Consider the following 14,902-nt stretch of genomic DNA (forward strand, 5'->3'; position numbering starts at 1 on the left):
GCCCGCCAATTACCGTTATGACTGGTGAATTCAGTGAACACATTTTCAATGAGCGCGGTGGCGCTTAGCCTGCTCAGTGGTGGCGTCAGCGCCGGCACCTACATCAACCCCATGGATGTGGAATATCAATACGCCGAGGTGATCGAGCAGCGGATGGCCTATCCGGGCGTAGCCGGGCTCAATGCCCGTATGGGCGCCGATCCGGTGATGGTGCACCTGGACGCCGAGGGCGAGCAGCGCGGCTACTACCTGTTTGGTACCCATAATCGCGGCTACTACTACTCCGCAGATATGGTGAGCTGGGAGCACATCGTGCCTCAGGGCGACTGGCCGGTGAGCTACTTCAATGAGAAGAGCGAGCGGGAGCGCAACTCCGGTGGCATTCGCACCGAGGCGGACACAGGTTACATCTACAAGGACATGATCGCCCCTGCGGCGGCGGTGAAGGACGGCCAGATCTACCTGATGGCCTCCAGCCGTGGCGGCAAGCCGGAGCTGTTTGTCAGTGAGGACGCGCGCAGCGGCCAATGGCGCATGCTGGAGCAGGATCTGGGCTTCCCCAACGTGGGCGACAAGCACCTGTGGGATCCGGCCCTCTACCATGAGGGCGATCAGTGGTATATCTTCTGGGGCAGCTCTCACCTGCACCCGCTGTATGGCGCCAAGCTCAACGAAACCCAGAAAAATGGCATCAAGGTGGATCGCTTCCTGCGCTCCTTCGTGCATCTGTACCCGGATCAACACGGCTGGGAGCGGATGGGCTGGGATCACCGCGCCGAGGAGCGTCGCCCCTACGGCGAAGGCCCTGAGCTGATCAAGGATGGCGATACCTACTACCTGACCTACGCCGCGCCGGGCACCGACAACAATGTCTACGGTGACGGGGTCTACACCGCCAAGTCGCCACTGGGGCCCTTTGTCTATCAGGAGCACAATCCGGTGTCCTACAAGCCAGGCGGCTATGTCCACGGCGCGGGCCACGGCAACACCTTCCGCGACGAACACGGCAACGTCTGGCGCTCCGGCACCAGCTGGCTGGGGGTGAACTGGGTGTTTGAGCGCCGTCTGGTCATGCTGCCGGGGGCGATCGACGCCGACGGCCAACTTTACAGCACCAGCCGCTTCGCCGACTTCCCTCAGTATGCGCCCACCGGCGAGTATCAGGATCCCACCGAGTTGTTCACCGGCTGGATGCTGCTCTCCTACCAGAAGCCGGTGAGCGCCAGCTCCGAGGTTGAAGGCCACGAAGCGGCACGGCTGAGTGACGAGGAACCGCGCAGCTACTGGCTAGCCCAGAGCAATGGCGATGAACACATTGTGATGGATCTGCAGGGCGAGAAGACGGTACGGGCCATTCAGCTCAACTACACGGATCATCTGGTCGACGCCGAGAAGTTGACGCCACTGATGCCACGGGAGAGCGATTTGAAGGACTACAAGGCGCGAGTCTACAGCCACTACCGGGTGAGCCTGTCCAGCGATGGCGAAGAGTGGACCGTAGTGGCGGACAACAGCGCCATTCAGGAGAACCGGGCCAACCCTTATATTCAGTTGGATGAGCCGGTAGAGGCGCGTTTCGTTAAGTTTGAGAACCTGCATGTGCCTACCGAGCACCTGGCGCTGAGTGCGATCCGGGTGTTTGGTAACGCGCCGGGCAAGGCACCGAAGACGCCGAAGGGCCTCAAGGTGGAACGCCAAGGCGATCGCCGCAACGCTGTGGTGTCCTGGACGCCGCAAAGCGATGCCAAACAGGGATCTGGCCAGGAAACCGTGGGTTACAACATCCGCTTCGGTCATGCCAAGGACAAGCTGTACCACACCTATCAGATCTGGCATGACGAGTTTGTCGGTGAGTTGGAGGGCAAAAAGGAGATCCGCTCGCTCAACCTGCACAGTGGCTACTGCTTCGCCATCGAGGCCTTTAACGAAACTGGCGTGTCCAAGTTAGGCAAGGTGCGCTGCGCTGACTGAGTTGCCTGCATGAACCATTGCGCCACCTACGGGTGGCGCTTAGTTTAGGAGAAAAACAAAGAGGAATGTAAATCGCGGAGCACTGGCGCTGAATCGTTTCGAGCTACCAGCCAACCGCGCTTGAGCAATTGCGGCAAGGGGCTGAACAACTCCGGCGTGAGGCTGGCGGGCTGAGGGGGTTTCAGCCAGCGCAACAAGCGTCGCTGCGCCGGTGTGAGCTGTGCAACGGCGGTGTTGTCCAGTGTTGGCCAGACTGCCCAGCAGCGCCGATCGCCTCGTTCGATGGCGAGCCCTTCGGTTGCACGTCCCTGGCTCAGTGCCGTGAGCCGAGCGACGATCGCCGCTAAGGGATAGCGTGAGCTGAGCACCGACAGGGCCGGATGCAATCGCCACGGTGGCGGTTCGCTGGGATGTCGCAACCAGAGATCGCAGCGCTCGTGCGAGGCGGGATCGTAGCGTTCGCTGTGATAGGCCAGATGATGGGCCCATTCCCAACGCAGCAGACTGGGTAGGAAGGGGTAGTCGGCAAACAGCGCTGGCCCTTGCGGTTGGGCCCGGAGCCAGTGCAGTAGCCCGGCGCCGCTGTGCTCGAGGGCGTGCGGCATGCTCGCCTGATGGCAAAAGGCCTTGAGCATCGGCCGGAATAGGGGCTTACCCAGCAGCTGTTCGGTCAGCGGGTAGCTGAGGCTGACGGCGCGGCGGCGTATGCCGAGTCGATTGTTGTGGTAGATGGAAAGTGCGGTCGCCAATGCGGCGGGATCGGCCGAGGGGGCAAAGCCCTGGGCACCGAACTGGCGAAAATGACGCAGGGGATCTGGGTTCACGATGTCGTTCCGTCCAGTACAGGCGCGGCCTGAAGGTAAGCTTGGGCGAGCTGCGCCTGCTCTATCAGGGTTGGCAGTGGCGGGAGTTGGTTGTCCCACTCGATGATGGTGGGACGGGGGCCGATCTGGGTGATGGCATATTCATACAACTGCCAGACTTCGGGGCAGATCGCGGCGCTGTGGCTGTCTACCAATAGGGGCGGCTGGGCGTGGTGCCCCGCCAGGTGATACAGGTCGATGGCCTCCTGCGGATAGTCGGCCAGCATGGCTTGGGGACACAGCCCCAGATTATGGCCGGTGACATACAGATTGTTGATGTCCATCAGGACACCAATGCCGGTGCGCTGCACTAATTTGGTCATCATGTTCCCTTCGCTCATCTCATCGTCGGCGTAGGCCAGATAGCGGGAAGGGTTTTCCAGTAACAGTGGGACGGGCAGGGCTTCCTGCACCCGACTCAGATTATCGCACAGGGCCTGGAGGCTATCCGGGTGATAGCGGATCGGCAGTAGATCGTGAATGAACTCATCGTTTAAGGCACTGAGGCTGAGGTGATCCGTCACATTGAGGGCGCCAAGCTCCTGCGCCATGGTCGCCACCTTGCGGGTGTAGTCGGGAGCCGGTGGCTGGGCCGAGCCGAAGGAGAAGCCGACACAGTGCAGCAGGATGGGGTAGTGCTCTGAGAGCTGGCGCAGCCCGGCGTAATGGGGGCCGCGCAGGGCGAGAAAATTGTCCGCCACCACCTCAATAAAGGGCAGGGGCGGACGCTGCGCCAGCAATTGGGCCAGATGGGTCTCCCGCAGGCTGATGCTGGCGTGGGGTGGCAATGCGCGCATCGGCGTTACTCGGCCTTGGCGGGCTTCACCTTGGCAACCTTGCCACCGATCTTCTCGCAAGTGCCTTGCGGTACGTAGACCCACTCGTTCGGATCGTTGTCCATTTCGGCCTGCCCGGCGCAGCCATGGCTGCCATCCAGCGCGCCACAGTCATTCATCCCCGCTTTGGCGACACCGGCGCATTTCTCCCAGGCCTTGGGCTGATCTGGCACCGCCAAAGCCTGAGTGGCGGCCAGGGTAAAGCTGGCGGCGACGCCGCCGGCCAGCGTGGTTTTCAGTGCAGTGGAGTGGCTCATCTCTTGTTCCTTTCGGTTGACGGAGTGTCTTCAACATAGAGCGGGATCGGTGGGGTTTGCTTGCGTTTGTGTTAGACGCGTTTGTTCTTGAATTAAAATCACCGAGAATATGAGTTGGGTTGGCTTCTGCGCCGTTGTTCTTTATCTCGGCAACGTTTTCAACTGATAGTGCGCGATCTGTGGCGGTTTTCGGCTACAATGGCGGCCATTATTGAAGATCACCGGGTGAGACATGAGAGTTTGTGGTGTTGAGTTAAAAGGCGCGGAAGCCGTGCTGTGTCTGTTGGACTATAAGGTGGAGAGCTTCTACCTGCCGGATTGTCGCCAGCAATCCATGCCGGCACCGAAGATCGGCGAGACGGAAGCCACCCGTAAGTTCTACTTTGCCTTCCAGAAGCTGATGGAAGATTACAAGGTGGATCACGTGGTGATCATCGAGCGCCACCACAAGGGCAAGTTTGCCGGCAGCGCGGCCAGCTTTAAGTTGGAAGCCTTGATACAGCTGTGCGAGCAGGATGTGTCCCTGATCAGCCCGGGTACCATTAAAGCGCAGCTCAAGCGTAACCCTCCGATGGCGGATTTCGATGCCATGGGGCTGAAGAAGTTCCAGAAGCCAGCGTTTGAAGCGGCGTATGCTTTCCACAATGAGCAGATCTTCGGCCAGCCTGAAGAGTAAGCGAGTGAAGCAGAGAAAGCCGGGCTGATGCCCGGTTTTTTTGTACCTGTGGTTTGCGCTATGGCTCCCTAGCCTTCAAGGCCCTCCGTCGAACCTGTTGTTTGCTTGGCCGATCCTCTATGTTAAAGGCACACTCCGGTTAAGCGAGCGTGAGCTGATGGAACCTCAGTTGATCACCGTCCCACCTTTTGTTGCCTTTACTCTGGCTATTCTGCTGCTGTTTGTCGGTAAAAACCTGACGACTCGCTCTGAGCTGTTGCGCCGCTACTCCATTCCGGAGCCGGTGATCGGCGGTTTTGTCTGCGCCGCTACGGTTGCCATTCTCTATTACGGCTTTGGCCGTCAGGTCGAGTTTGAGCTGCAGGTGCGGGATATCCTGTTGCTCTATTTCTTTGCTGGGATCGGTCTTAAATCGGACATCAAATCTTTGCTCAATGGCGGTAAGCCGCTGTTTATCCTGTTGGGTTTGGCGTCGGGCTTCATTATTGTGCAAAACGCCATGGCGATGGGGGTGGCCGGCGCGTTTGGGCTGGATCCGAAAGCGGGGCTGATGTCCGGCTCCATCAGCCTGACCGGCGGGGTGGGGACCACGATCGCCTGGGCGCCGCGCTTTGTCTCTGAGCTGGGGATCGCCAATGCCATGGAGCTGGGGATCGCCTCCAATACCATGGGCCTGATCGCTGCGTGCGTGATCGGCGGACCGATCGCCCGCTATCTGATCCAACGTCATAACATCGAGCCCTCGGATGACCATGAGCTTGATATCGGTGTCAGTCATGGCGATGGCGAGCAGGGCCAGTTGAGCTACTACGGCTTTCTCTGGGCCTGGCTCTGGCTCAATATCACCCTGATGTTGGGTTATGGCTTAAATGAGGCGTTGGAGGAGGCCGGAGTGAATCTGCCCACCTTTGTCAGCTGCCTGATGGCGGGGATCGTGATCAGCAATGTCGCTCGGGCGCTGAAGAAGGCCCCGGGCCGCTGGCAGGCGCAGGGGCAGATGGGACTGGCGTTGATCTCCGATGTTTGTCTGGGCATGTTTCTGACCATGGCGCTGATGGGATTAAAGCTGTGGGAGCTGGAGGGCTTGCTGGGGTACATCTCGGTGGCGGTGGGCTTGCAGATCACCCTGTCTATCCTATTCACCATTTTGCTGGTCTATCGCTTTATGGGCCGCAACTACGATGCGGTGGTGATCAGTGCCGGTTTCGGCGGCATTACCCTAGGCTCGACCGCCACAGCCATCGTCAATATGACCGCGGTGGCGCGCCAATACGGCGCCTCGCATCAGGCTTTTATTATCGTGCCGCTGGTGTGTGGCTTCTTCATCGATATCGTCAATGCCATCGTCATTGGTTTCTTTGTCGGGCTCTAATGGGCTGCGTCGCAATTAGCTGCGGCGCATATTATCGCTATTTTTGGTTCGCGAACCCTAGCGCCCGTCGCCTTGTCGCGTTGGCGACAGCAAGCAAAGAGGGCAAGCCCTATCTGCACTCTCCCTTTGCCGACCTTCGTCGCTAACCCTCTCTTTCAGGGATAGTTTCTGCGGCACTGGCGTGAGTCGACATCCCTGTCTCCACGCACCACTTCGGCCATCCTGGCCTGCGACCTTGCCTATATCCCTTTCGTTCGGGCGACTCAAAGTCGGCGTAAAAGCAGGGAACATCAGCTTTACTCGGCAAAATAACCTGATGGGCACGTTCAACAGTTAACTCAGACATAGCCCTTTAGTGTGGCTAAGCCAAACTCAGTGTCGGTTCGGTTTTGCTTGAGCTGCACAGGGGGGCCGGATAGCATGGCCCCTTCGATTTTTTACGGTAAGACTGTACCGGCACTTCTATGTCCATCAAGTTCAAACTGGCCATTGCGGCCCTGACCACCCTGTTTCTGTTGCTGCTGCGTCTGGACGGGATGGATTTTTTTGTGACGCTGATCTGCGGCGGACTGAGCCTTTACTATCTGGCGATGAGCGGCATGGCGATGTTTGATCGCCAGTGGCAGCAGATCGCCCCAGCCGCCCCCAATGGCAGCGATCGGGTGGCGATGATCGGCATGACCTTGCTTGGTGTCGCCGGTGCTACCGTGGCGGGGATGGCCCAGGAGTCTTTGATGGTGGCGGAACTGACGCGATCTGAGTTCATCGCCCGAGGCAGCGTGATGGCGCTGATCTGGAGCTTTACTCTGAGTCGATTTGCCATCGCTTGGCGCTTGTGGCGGATCGCCCGGATGCAGCGCAGTCGAGCGCAATCCCATCGATAAACTGAAAAACGCCTCAAATTGAGGCGTTTTTTGATCTGCGACTGGGGTTACGACTCGGGGCTCATCAGCTTGGTGAGGGCGCTGGCCCAGCTGCGGAACATACGGCCAAACTCGGCATTATTGGTGGTTCTATTGACCTGTCTGGGATAGCCAAAATCCCAGCCCTCTTGCCAATCATTGGCTTGGCCCAGCAGTTTGCGGTTTTCGCTGTGGTACAGACCCAGCTCCAGGGTCATCTCGCCGACATTATTGACGTATTGCCGCTCGATGTTGGTGCTGTTGAGATCCGGCGCGCGGATATCGAGCTCGGTGATGATCGGCTTCACCAGTAGGATCTGCGGTCCGCTGATCTCAGTGCTGACGACCTCATAGCCGTCGTCGATGAATTGTTTGCGCAGGTTGCGTTCGCACACTGAGGCCATATTGTCCCGCTGTTGCTCGACGTCGCGATCACGCATGCGGCGGGAATTGAGGGCATTGCTGTTTTGATTGCGTTGCCAGTTTTTATGAAAGCTGATGTCACAGGGCAACAGGGCGATCGCTTGATACTGACTGAGATCCACCCCCGCTTCGAGGCTGAAGTGTTGGAAGCCTGACGGCTCGACTGGGAGCAGCTCGGCCTGGGCAGGGGTGACGATGAGCAGTGCGCCGATCGCACCGGTCAATAAACGTGAAGCTCTGAGCATGAGCTATCTCCGCAGCAGTGGGCAGTAAGCTTTATTGTGCCCGCCATGGCTGAATATTTCCTGTACACAGTTCAATCTTTTATCAGTGATTGGGCGCCATCGTCGATGGCGGGGCCGTTTAGGCGCACCGCCCGAACGTCCGAAGCGTTGGCCTGCATTGCATGAGTTCTGATCGAGCTCTCGTCAATTCTGTTTAAAAACCATTAGGGTACTGCATCATTGGTGCCAACCGATGCGTTGGGCGCGTTGACATATGGGATACAGGTTGTGAATAAGAACAATGGGATGGTAGCGCTGGCCTTGGCGATGACGCTGAGCGCCGGGGTACAGGGAGCTGAGCGGCAGTGGCTGGCGGGGGATCACCATGCTCACACCCACTGGAGTGTGAGCTGGGACAAGAGCACGGATCCTTGGAGTCCGGTCAAGGGCGGTGACAGCCCGCACAGTTATCTGGACAACGCGCAGGCTGCCAAGCGATATGGACTCGCCTGGTTGGTTAACACCGATCACGGCGGCCCGCAGCACAGCCAGTTACTCGACAAGGAAGCCTATCCGGAGCTGCTGGCCGCACGCCAGGCGGTCCCCGAGGTGCACCAGTATTTTGGCATCGAGTTGGATGTGCCCGCCGGGGAGCATGCGACTGTGATGGTGCCGATCAACGCCGATGAGCGCGAGGTGATGGTGACCTTTCAGCGCGACTTCTCTATCCGGGAAGATCGCAGCCTGACCCGGCAGCGCAATACCGTCGAGCACCTGCAGGCGGGGATCCGCTATCTGGGCCAGCAGCAGGAAAAGGCATTGATCATCAAAAACCATCCGAGCCGTCAGGCGACGGGGCTCGGGGAGTGGGCGCGGGTGACCCCGGAAAAGCTGAAGATCTGGCATGAGACCGATCCTGAGGTGTTTGTCGGCATGGTGGCGGCGCCGGGCCACCAGGGTGGCACTGACAATCGTGGCAGCTACTACAAGTCGCCGACGCTAAATGGGTTTGATCAGATGACTGCGGTGATCGGTGGCCCATGGGATCACCTGCTCGGCAGTGGCCAAAAGTTCTGGATCAGCGCTGGCTCCGATTGCCATATCCACGTCAGCGATGAAGGGCGGGACTTCTGGCCGGGTGAGTACACCAAGACCTATGTCTATGCCCGCAATGAGCCGGCGGACATCATGGATGCCCTGCGCCATGGCCGTAGCTTTATGGTGTTTGGCGATCTGATCAATGGGCTGGATCTGTCCCTGCGCGGTGCGAATGACGCAACAGCCAGTTTGGGCCAGAGCCTGTCGGTGGGGGATGAGAGCGAGTTGCGCTTGTCGATGCGGATCAGCCTGCCTGAGGGACCGAACTTTAACGGCGATCGTCCAGAGCTGAAGCGGATCGACATCATTACCGGTGCGATCAGCGAGGCGGCGGTGGCGCAAGCGGATCGCAATAGCACGACTCAGGTGAGCCAGCGTTTGTACCCACAAGATTGGCAGGTGAAGGACGGCCATATCGAGCTGACGGTGACGCTGCCGCGAGAGCACGGCAATGGTTATGTCCGTTTGCGCGGTACCAGTGGCGAATACCCTGAGCCTCAGGTCAATGAGCAGGTATTGGACCCTTGGCAGGATCTCTGGTTCTACACCAACCCCATTTTCTGGCAGGGCAGCTAAGCGTCTGCTTGTAAACTCAGCCCCAGCGTGCCGAGCACGCTGGGGCTTTTTGTTTTATACCCAGCTTAAGCCTGGGGCGAGCTGAGCGTGTTGCGGCTGGCCTTGGTCGTCGAGCCAAGACAGGGCGATGGCGGGTAGGCGCCCCGCCTCGTCATCCACGCTGATGGGCAGATCAATCGATTGGAATTGATTGAGTTGCTCCATCGGAAAGTGTGCGGCGATGGTCTCTGCGCAGAGCACCGTTTGCCCGGCCGGCAACTCCAGTCGCAGTTGCTTGATCACATGGTGGCCGCAATTCCAGATCTTCAGGCTGTACGCGTTATCGGCATGGGCGATGTAACGCGCGGCGACGGCATGGTGCTGCACGGTGAATTTGGCGCTGCGGTTGAAGGGCAATGGGCTGCTCGGGTTGTTGCTCACTGCGAGTTGAGGCGGTTTGGCTTGAACAGCGGACTGGCCAGGTGCGGCGTCGAGTCGACGCAAGATAAGATGGATCTGAACGGTGGCGTAAAGGGCTAAGCCCAGGCTGAGCCAAAGTAGGGGGTCGAAGGACAACGGCATAGGGAACCTCACTATCGGGCCATGGGCCCTCTCCTTATGAGCGGCATGGACATGCCGGTACGTCACGCTCTTCCTTGAGTCGTCATTGATGAGCTTACTATCTCATATCTGTGTAGCGTCGGCAGGGCGGCGCGCCGAACGGGCGCTTTTTTTGTGAAAGCGTGACGATAGCCCTGACTGGGATTCAGGGTGCGATTGGGGCCACGGTTCTTATGCCCAGACTTTGGATGTGCTGTCAGGGCGGCGCAACCGGGCTGGGCGGGCGGTGTCAGGTTATGGCTCAATGCCGGTTTGCGACTCTGGTTTGAGACGCGGGTTTGATAGACTCGGGCCAACCGTCTCGCTGTTCCCACGTAAAGGATGACGTTATGTCGCAGCTCGAACTGACTTTGCTGGCCATTGATGCGCTGCACGCGCAAGATCCCACATTGCGCGATGGCCAACCGGCCGAACTTTTGTATGCCCAGCGCATGACCCGCTGGCTCAAGCGCTTGGCGCCACAGGGCTCGGCCGAGCTGCAGATCGCCGTGCGCAGCCAGCATTTGTGCCGCTGGTCCATTCCGCGCAGTACCTATCCGATGGGGCGAACTGGCTACCTGCAGTGGCGCACCGAATTGGCCAAGCTGCACGCCGACAAGGCGTTAGCGGTAATGGCAGCCCAGGGATTCGATGAGGCGGCGCAACAGCGCACCGCGCGGATCATCCGCAAGCAAGGGATCAAGCGAGACGCGGAGGTGCAGCTGCTTGAGGATTGCGCCTGCCTGGTGTTCATTGAGCACGACTTTCTGTCCTTTTCCGCCAGGCATGAGGAGGCGAAGCTCATCGCCATCGTGCAGAAGACCTGGGGCAAGATGTCCGAGCGGGCTCAGCAGCAAGCGCTGCAGTTGGATCTGCCGCCAGAGGCCTTGGCTTTGGTGGCGAAGGCCCTCGCTTAGGTTGGGTTGCCACCGGCTATCGCGCTCAGCGAGCCCTGTGCGATCGGCGTCGTGAGGCAGACATACCGCCGTCACTGGTGTGATCGCAGTGTTGAATGAGGCTGTCAGCGACGAAAAGTGTCTGGATCTCAATTCAAACGGCTGGGTTGGCTAATGCGCAAGGGGCGAGGTAGGGTGCTTGGGTTGCAGCTACCCAAAGGTTTTGTTTTGAATTATTTGTCCTCGCGCCACGCCCTTGCCATCAGTGTCGGCAGTATCATCGGTTGGGGCGCGTTTGTGTTGCCCGGCGATCTCTTCCTCCCCGCTGGCGGTTTTGTTGGCAGCAGCCTGGCGCTGTTGTTCGGCGCCCTGTTGATCCTACTGGTCTCCTCCTCTTACGCCTTTATGAGCGCGCGCCGGCTGAGTGCCCAGCAAAGCGCGCTGGATTGGGTCATCGCCTCGTTGGGGCGTAAACACGCCTTCTTCTATGGCTGGGGCGTCGCGCTGGGCTATGTGTCCATCGTCGCCCTTAATGTCACGGCGCTGCCGCTGCTGTTTCGCTTTGTCGCTGATGATCTGCTGCATGTCGGCTACCTCTATACCAGTGGCGGCTGGGAGGTGTATCTGCTGGAGATCATGGTCTGCGCCGTGGTGTTGTTGGCGCTTGGGATCATCAATGCGCGCGGGGTCAGCCTGGGGGCCAGCTCCCAGTTGGGGATCACCGCGGTGATGGTCACCGCCATGGGGGTTATTTTCCTCATGAGCCTGTACCAAGCGCCGTCGTTGGCCTGGACCGCCCAAGAGGGCGTGTTTGCCATCGATCGTTCCGGCTTCTGGGCGATCGTGGCCATCACCCCCTGGGCGTTTGTGGGCTTTGAAACCATTCCGCAGATCAGCAAATACCTGCGCTCGCGTCGCGCCAATGTGGCGCTGTTGCTGACCGCCTCCGTGCTGATCGGCACACTGCTCTATCTGTTGGTGAACTACGCCACCTTCGCCCTTAATGGGTTTGATCCTCGCCAAGCCGAGGCGGCCGCCTGGGCCACCGGCGACGGTGTGTTCCGCCACTTTGGCATGGCGGGCATGTTGTTGCTGACGCTGGCGATGGGGGGGGCCATCCTAGCCGGGATCAACGGCTTTTTGATGGTCAGCGCCCGGATGTTGTCATCCATGGCCAGCGCCGGTTTGTTGCCTGAGGCTTTTGCCCGCCAGAACGCCGGCGGCGCAGCGTACGTCGGCGTGTGGTTTGGCGTGCTGTTTGGCTTAGGCTCGATCTTCCTAGGGCGCCACTTCTTGCTGAACATCGTTGATATGGCCTCAATGGGGATCACCATCGGTTTTCTGTATGTGTCTGTGGTGGCCTTTAAGGCCCGTCGAGCTGCCGGTCAGCGTGCCTGGCTGGGCGTGGTGTCGATCCTGATCTCACTGGGCTTCTGCGCCCTGTTGCTGCTGCCGGGCTCTCCGGCTCAGTTGTCCGGCGCATCGCAGCTGTTGCTGCTGCTGTGGTGGGGCATAGGTGCGACCCTGTACTGGCGTCGTATCGGCCGAGCAGCGCCGCTGTGCCCGGCGACCGAATGCTAGGCAGCGTCTTATCCTGCCGGTAATGCGCCCCTAGCCATCGGGCTGGCGTCCCGCACAAGGCCCCGGCCGGTTTAATTGACGGCAGGGGCTGTAAAGCCATCGACTCTGCTTTATGTTGAATGGATGACCGGTTGGGGGGTGTGCCGATCCCTTACCGGGCCTGCCGTCGCCGGCTGTGGCCAGACGCTGGGTACAGGGGGATGATCATCAAGGGAGGGTGCGATGAAACCGGAGTCGGATAATCACAACAGGGCGTCGAACGATCTGCAGGGCAGCACCCGCTTAACTGTGGAGGCGATTGTGGCAGTGACCCATATTGTCGAATCGATGCATCAGACCATCGCGACCCTGGCGCTGGATCGGCAACCGGTCGAGCGCAAGCGCACCCGTGGGATCAGCCGTTATGTCTATCGGGGGATCCGCTCCTACAGCCACTGGCTGGGTAAAACCTTGGATAAGCCGCTGGCCAAGCTGGGTCAGCGCATCGATGCGCAGCCGCGCACCGCGAAGCGGGAGCGACTGGTCGCCATCCTCAATGGCGTCTTGGGCGATCATCTCGAAGCGCGGGACAACCCGTTGGCCATCTCGATGCAGTGGCGTCAAGATGGTGTGGCGTTGTCGACCGAGAGCTTGGCACAAACCCTCAAAGCGCATAACGGCCGGATGCTGTTGATGATCCACGGGCTGTGCATGAACGATCACCTGTGGCAGCAGGGGGAGCATAACCACGGTCTGGCCCTAGCCGAGGCGCTGGGTTTGTGTCCCGTCTATCTCTATTACAACACCGGCCGTCCTATCTCTGATAACGGCCAGCAGTTGGCGCAGCAGCTGGCGCAGTTGAGCGAACAGCTTGAAGTGCCGTTGCAGCTGGCGATGGTCGGACACAGCATGGGCGGCCTGCTCGCCCGTAGCGCCGTCTACTATGGACAGCAGCGGGGCGATCACTGGCCTGCCCAGCTGCAAAAGATGGTTAGCTTAGGCACGCCGCATCATGGCGCCTTGTTGGAGAAAGGCGGCAACCTGATCGACGTGGTGCTGCCAGCCAGTCCCTATTCCGCCCCCTTCACCCGTTTGGCCCAGTTGCGCAGCCGCGGGATCACCGATCTGCGATATGGCCACATTACCGAGCATGACTGGGGCGGGCGCGACCGCTTTGTGCTCGGCCAGGATCAGCGCCAGGTTGTACCGCTGCCAAGCGGAGTGGATTGCTACGCCATCGCCGCCGTGCGCTCAGAGCAGCGCGGGATCCGCTCGGAGCAACTGGTGGGCGATGGTTTGGTCAGTCTCAATAGCGCCCTGGGGCGGCATCGCTTACCGCACTATGCGCTGGCGTACCCGCCCAGCCATTGCTGGGTCGGGCGCTCCATGGGCCATAACGATCTGCTGGGCGATCCCACGGTGTTTGAGCGGTTAAAGGATTGGTTGGCATAAGGTACAGTCGGGCTATCGCTCTGAGGATTGAGCTTGGCGGTCTTTTCTTTTAGGTTGGGCATATACGTCCCGAGCTTAGGGATAACAACAGCAATTCTGTGGCCATGTGGCTTGTCTTGGCTGCCCGCGCTCTGGCGCGCAACAGGGACGTTTTATGGTTCAACCTGACACTATTCTTCTGGCGGATGATCATCCGCTGTTTCGACAAGCGGTCGCCGGCGTGTTACAGCAGCAATTCACCGGCCTGATGGTGCGAGAGGCCGACTCCGCCAAAGCGCTGGAATGCGTGCTCGCGCAGAGTCCACTGCCGGATCTGCTGCTGGATCTCAACATTCCCGGTGCGCACGGATTCAATACCCTGATGCACATTCGGCAAACCTTCCCGGCACTGCCCGTGGCGGTTTCATTCTTGATTCCGGTGCGCGGGCCTGCGGTTGCAGTGTGATCCCAGCCGGACCGGGTCAAACCGAGTTGCAGTTGGCGATCAACGCCCAGTTGCAACCTCAGGGGTACTGCGGCACCCCTTCGTTTTTGAACATATTGCTTGAGAAGGCACAAGCGCAGGGTCAGCGTTTGTCGTTTCGCCACGCCTTAGTGACCGGCGAAGCCCTGCCCCCCGCTCTGCGTCAGCGCTTCAGTGACGCGGGCATGGACGTTCTACAGGCGTACGCCAGCGCCGATATTGGCTTGATCGGCTATGAAAGTTGGATCGATCAGGGCTTGAGCCTGGATGAGGAGCTACTGGTTGAGATCGTGCGTCCAGGCTCTGGCGAGCCGGTTGAATCGGGCGAGATCGGCGAGGTGGTGGTGACCCGGTTTGATCCCGAATACCCGTTGATCCGCTTTGCCACTGGCGATCTGTCCTCATGGTTGTCCGGCACCAGTCCCTGCGGCCGAACCAACCTGCGCTTGCGTGGCTGGCAGGGACGGGCGGATCAATCCGCCAAGGTGAAGGGGCTGTTTGTCCATCCGGCCCAGCTGGAAGCGTTGCGCGTTGAGGTGGGCGGCATGGCGCGGATCCGCGCGGTGATCACCCAGCAGGCGCATCAAGATCAATTGACGCTACTGTGCGAGGCGCAGGCCGACACCCGGCTGGATCTCGACCGGATCGTGGCTCAGGCTAGGGCTGTGTTGCGGCTTGGCGTCAGCGTGGACATCGTGCCTAGTGGCAGTCTGCCCCGTGACAGTGTGGTGATCGAGGATCAACGCTCATAAGC

The 14,902-nt window shown here is 59.8% G+C and carries 15 protein-coding genes; 10 read left to right on the forward strand and 5 right to left on the reverse strand.

The features are described 5' to 3' along the window. Positions 1-33 precede the first annotated feature (33 nt). Positions 34-1,971, forward strand: a complete 1,938-nt coding sequence (locus ABEA08_RS02535; protein WP_345333006.1) for a family 43 glycosylhydrolase — start codon at positions 34-36, stop codon at positions 1,969-1,971. A gap of 44 nt (positions 1,972-2,015) precedes the next feature. On the opposite strand, the gene ABEA08_RS02540 is transcribed toward ABEA08_RS02535, so the two are convergent. The 3 genes from ABEA08_RS02540 to ABEA08_RS02550 are packed head-to-tail and all read right to left on the reverse strand — an operon-like array spanning position 2,016 to position 3,927. Beyond that, positions 2,016-2,795 carry an HvfC/BufC family peptide modification chaperone gene (locus tag ABEA08_RS02540; RefSeq protein ID WP_345333009.1) on the reverse strand — a complete coding sequence of 260 codons (780 nt, stop codon included), beginning with the start codon at positions 2,793-2,795 and terminating at the stop codon, positions 2,016-2,018. After that, positions 2,792-3,631, reverse strand: coding sequence for an MbnB/TglH/ChrH family RiPP precursor modification enzyme (locus ABEA08_RS02545; protein WP_345333011.1), 840 nt, complete (start codon positions 3,629-3,631; stop codon positions 2,792-2,794). Before ABEA08_RS02545 ends, ABEA08_RS02540 begins: the two co-directional genes overlap by 4 nt. A 5-nt stretch (positions 3,632-3,636) precedes the next feature. Continuing rightward, entirely contained in the window at positions 3,637-3,927 is a 291-nt protein-coding gene (locus ABEA08_RS02550; RefSeq protein ID WP_345333013.1) for a BufA1 family periplasmic bufferin-type metallophore, read from the reverse strand. 232 nt (positions 3,928-4,159) lie between these two features. Here ABEA08_RS02550 and ABEA08_RS02555 point away from each other — a divergent pair, with 232 nt between their 5' ends. The 3 genes from ABEA08_RS02555 to ABEA08_RS02565 all read left to right on the forward strand — a co-directional run bounded on the left by ABEA08_RS02555 (position 4,160) and on the right by ABEA08_RS02565 (position 6,859). Next, a complete protein-coding gene (locus tag ABEA08_RS02555; protein ID WP_345333014.1) occupies positions 4,160-4,603 on the forward strand; it encodes a DUF3010 family protein in 444 nt (147 codons plus the stop codon). A gap of 157 nt (positions 4,604-4,760) precedes the next feature. Further along, a complete protein-coding gene (gene gltS, locus ABEA08_RS02560; protein ID WP_345333017.1) occupies positions 4,761-5,975 on the forward strand; it encodes a sodium/glutamate symporter in 1,215 nt (404 codons plus the stop codon). Positions 5,976-6,439: 464 nt separating this feature from the next. Continuing rightward, positions 6,440-6,859, forward strand: a complete 420-nt coding sequence (locus tag ABEA08_RS02565; protein WP_345333019.1) for a hypothetical protein — start codon at positions 6,440-6,442, stop codon at positions 6,857-6,859. 47 nt (positions 6,860-6,906) lie between these two features. Here the strand turns inward: ABEA08_RS02565 and ABEA08_RS02570 are convergent, their stop codons facing one another. Next, positions 6,907-7,545 carry a hypothetical protein gene (locus tag ABEA08_RS02570; protein ID WP_345333021.1) on the reverse strand — a complete coding sequence of 213 codons (639 nt, stop codon included), beginning with the start codon at positions 7,543-7,545 and terminating at the stop codon, positions 6,907-6,909. A gap of 267 nt (positions 7,546-7,812) precedes the next feature. On the opposite strand from ABEA08_RS02570, the gene ABEA08_RS02575 reads away from it, so the two are divergent. Next, positions 7,813-9,198 (forward strand): CehA/McbA family metallohydrolase domain-containing protein, encoded by a 1,386-nt coding sequence (locus tag ABEA08_RS02575; protein WP_345333023.1) that lies wholly within the window; start codon positions 7,813-7,815, stop codon positions 9,196-9,198. A gap of 54 nt (positions 9,199-9,252) precedes the next feature. Here ABEA08_RS02575 and ABEA08_RS02580 read toward each other — a convergent pair whose 3' ends face one another. Next, complete coding sequence (locus ABEA08_RS02580) at positions 9,253-9,759, reverse strand: hypothetical protein (protein WP_345333025.1); 507 nt, start codon at positions 9,757-9,759, stop codon at positions 9,253-9,255. A 368-nt stretch (positions 9,760-10,127) separates the two neighbouring features. On the opposite strand from ABEA08_RS02580, the gene ABEA08_RS02585 reads away from it, so the two are divergent. The 5 genes from ABEA08_RS02585 to ABEA08_RS02605 all read left to right on the forward strand — a co-directional run bounded on the left by ABEA08_RS02585 (position 10,128) and on the right by ABEA08_RS02605 (position 14,900). Then, the gene (locus ABEA08_RS02585) at positions 10,128-10,694 is read left to right on the forward strand and encodes a DUF4202 domain-containing protein (protein WP_345333028.1); all 567 of its coding nucleotides are present in this window, start codon (positions 10,128-10,130) and stop codon (positions 10,692-10,694) included. Between the two features lie 207 nt (positions 10,695-10,901). Continuing rightward, entirely contained in the window at positions 10,902-12,254 is a 1,353-nt protein-coding gene (locus tag ABEA08_RS02590) for an APC family permease (RefSeq protein ID WP_345333030.1), read from the forward strand. Between the two features lie 222 nt (positions 12,255-12,476). Beyond that, on the forward strand, positions 12,477-13,685 hold the full coding sequence (locus tag ABEA08_RS02595; RefSeq protein WP_345333032.1) for a PGAP1-like alpha/beta domain-containing protein: 1,209 nt from the start codon (positions 12,477-12,479) through the stop codon (positions 13,683-13,685). A 154-nt stretch (positions 13,686-13,839) separates the two neighbouring features. Continuing rightward, complete coding sequence (locus ABEA08_RS02600) at positions 13,840-14,130, forward strand: response regulator (protein WP_345333035.1); 291 nt, start codon at positions 13,840-13,842, stop codon at positions 14,128-14,130. Next, positions 14,127-14,900, forward strand: a complete 774-nt coding sequence (locus tag ABEA08_RS02605; RefSeq protein ID WP_345333038.1) for a phenylacetate--CoA ligase family protein — start codon at positions 14,127-14,129, stop codon at positions 14,898-14,900. The genes ABEA08_RS02600 and ABEA08_RS02605 overlap by 4 nt, the downstream gene beginning before the upstream one ends. The last annotated feature ends 2 nt before the right edge of the window (positions 14,901-14,902 follow it).

Source organism: Ferrimonas pelagia (genome assembly GCF_039543565.1).
Taxonomy (GTDB): domain Bacteria; phylum Pseudomonadota; class Gammaproteobacteria; order Enterobacterales; family Shewanellaceae; genus Ferrimonas; species Ferrimonas pelagia.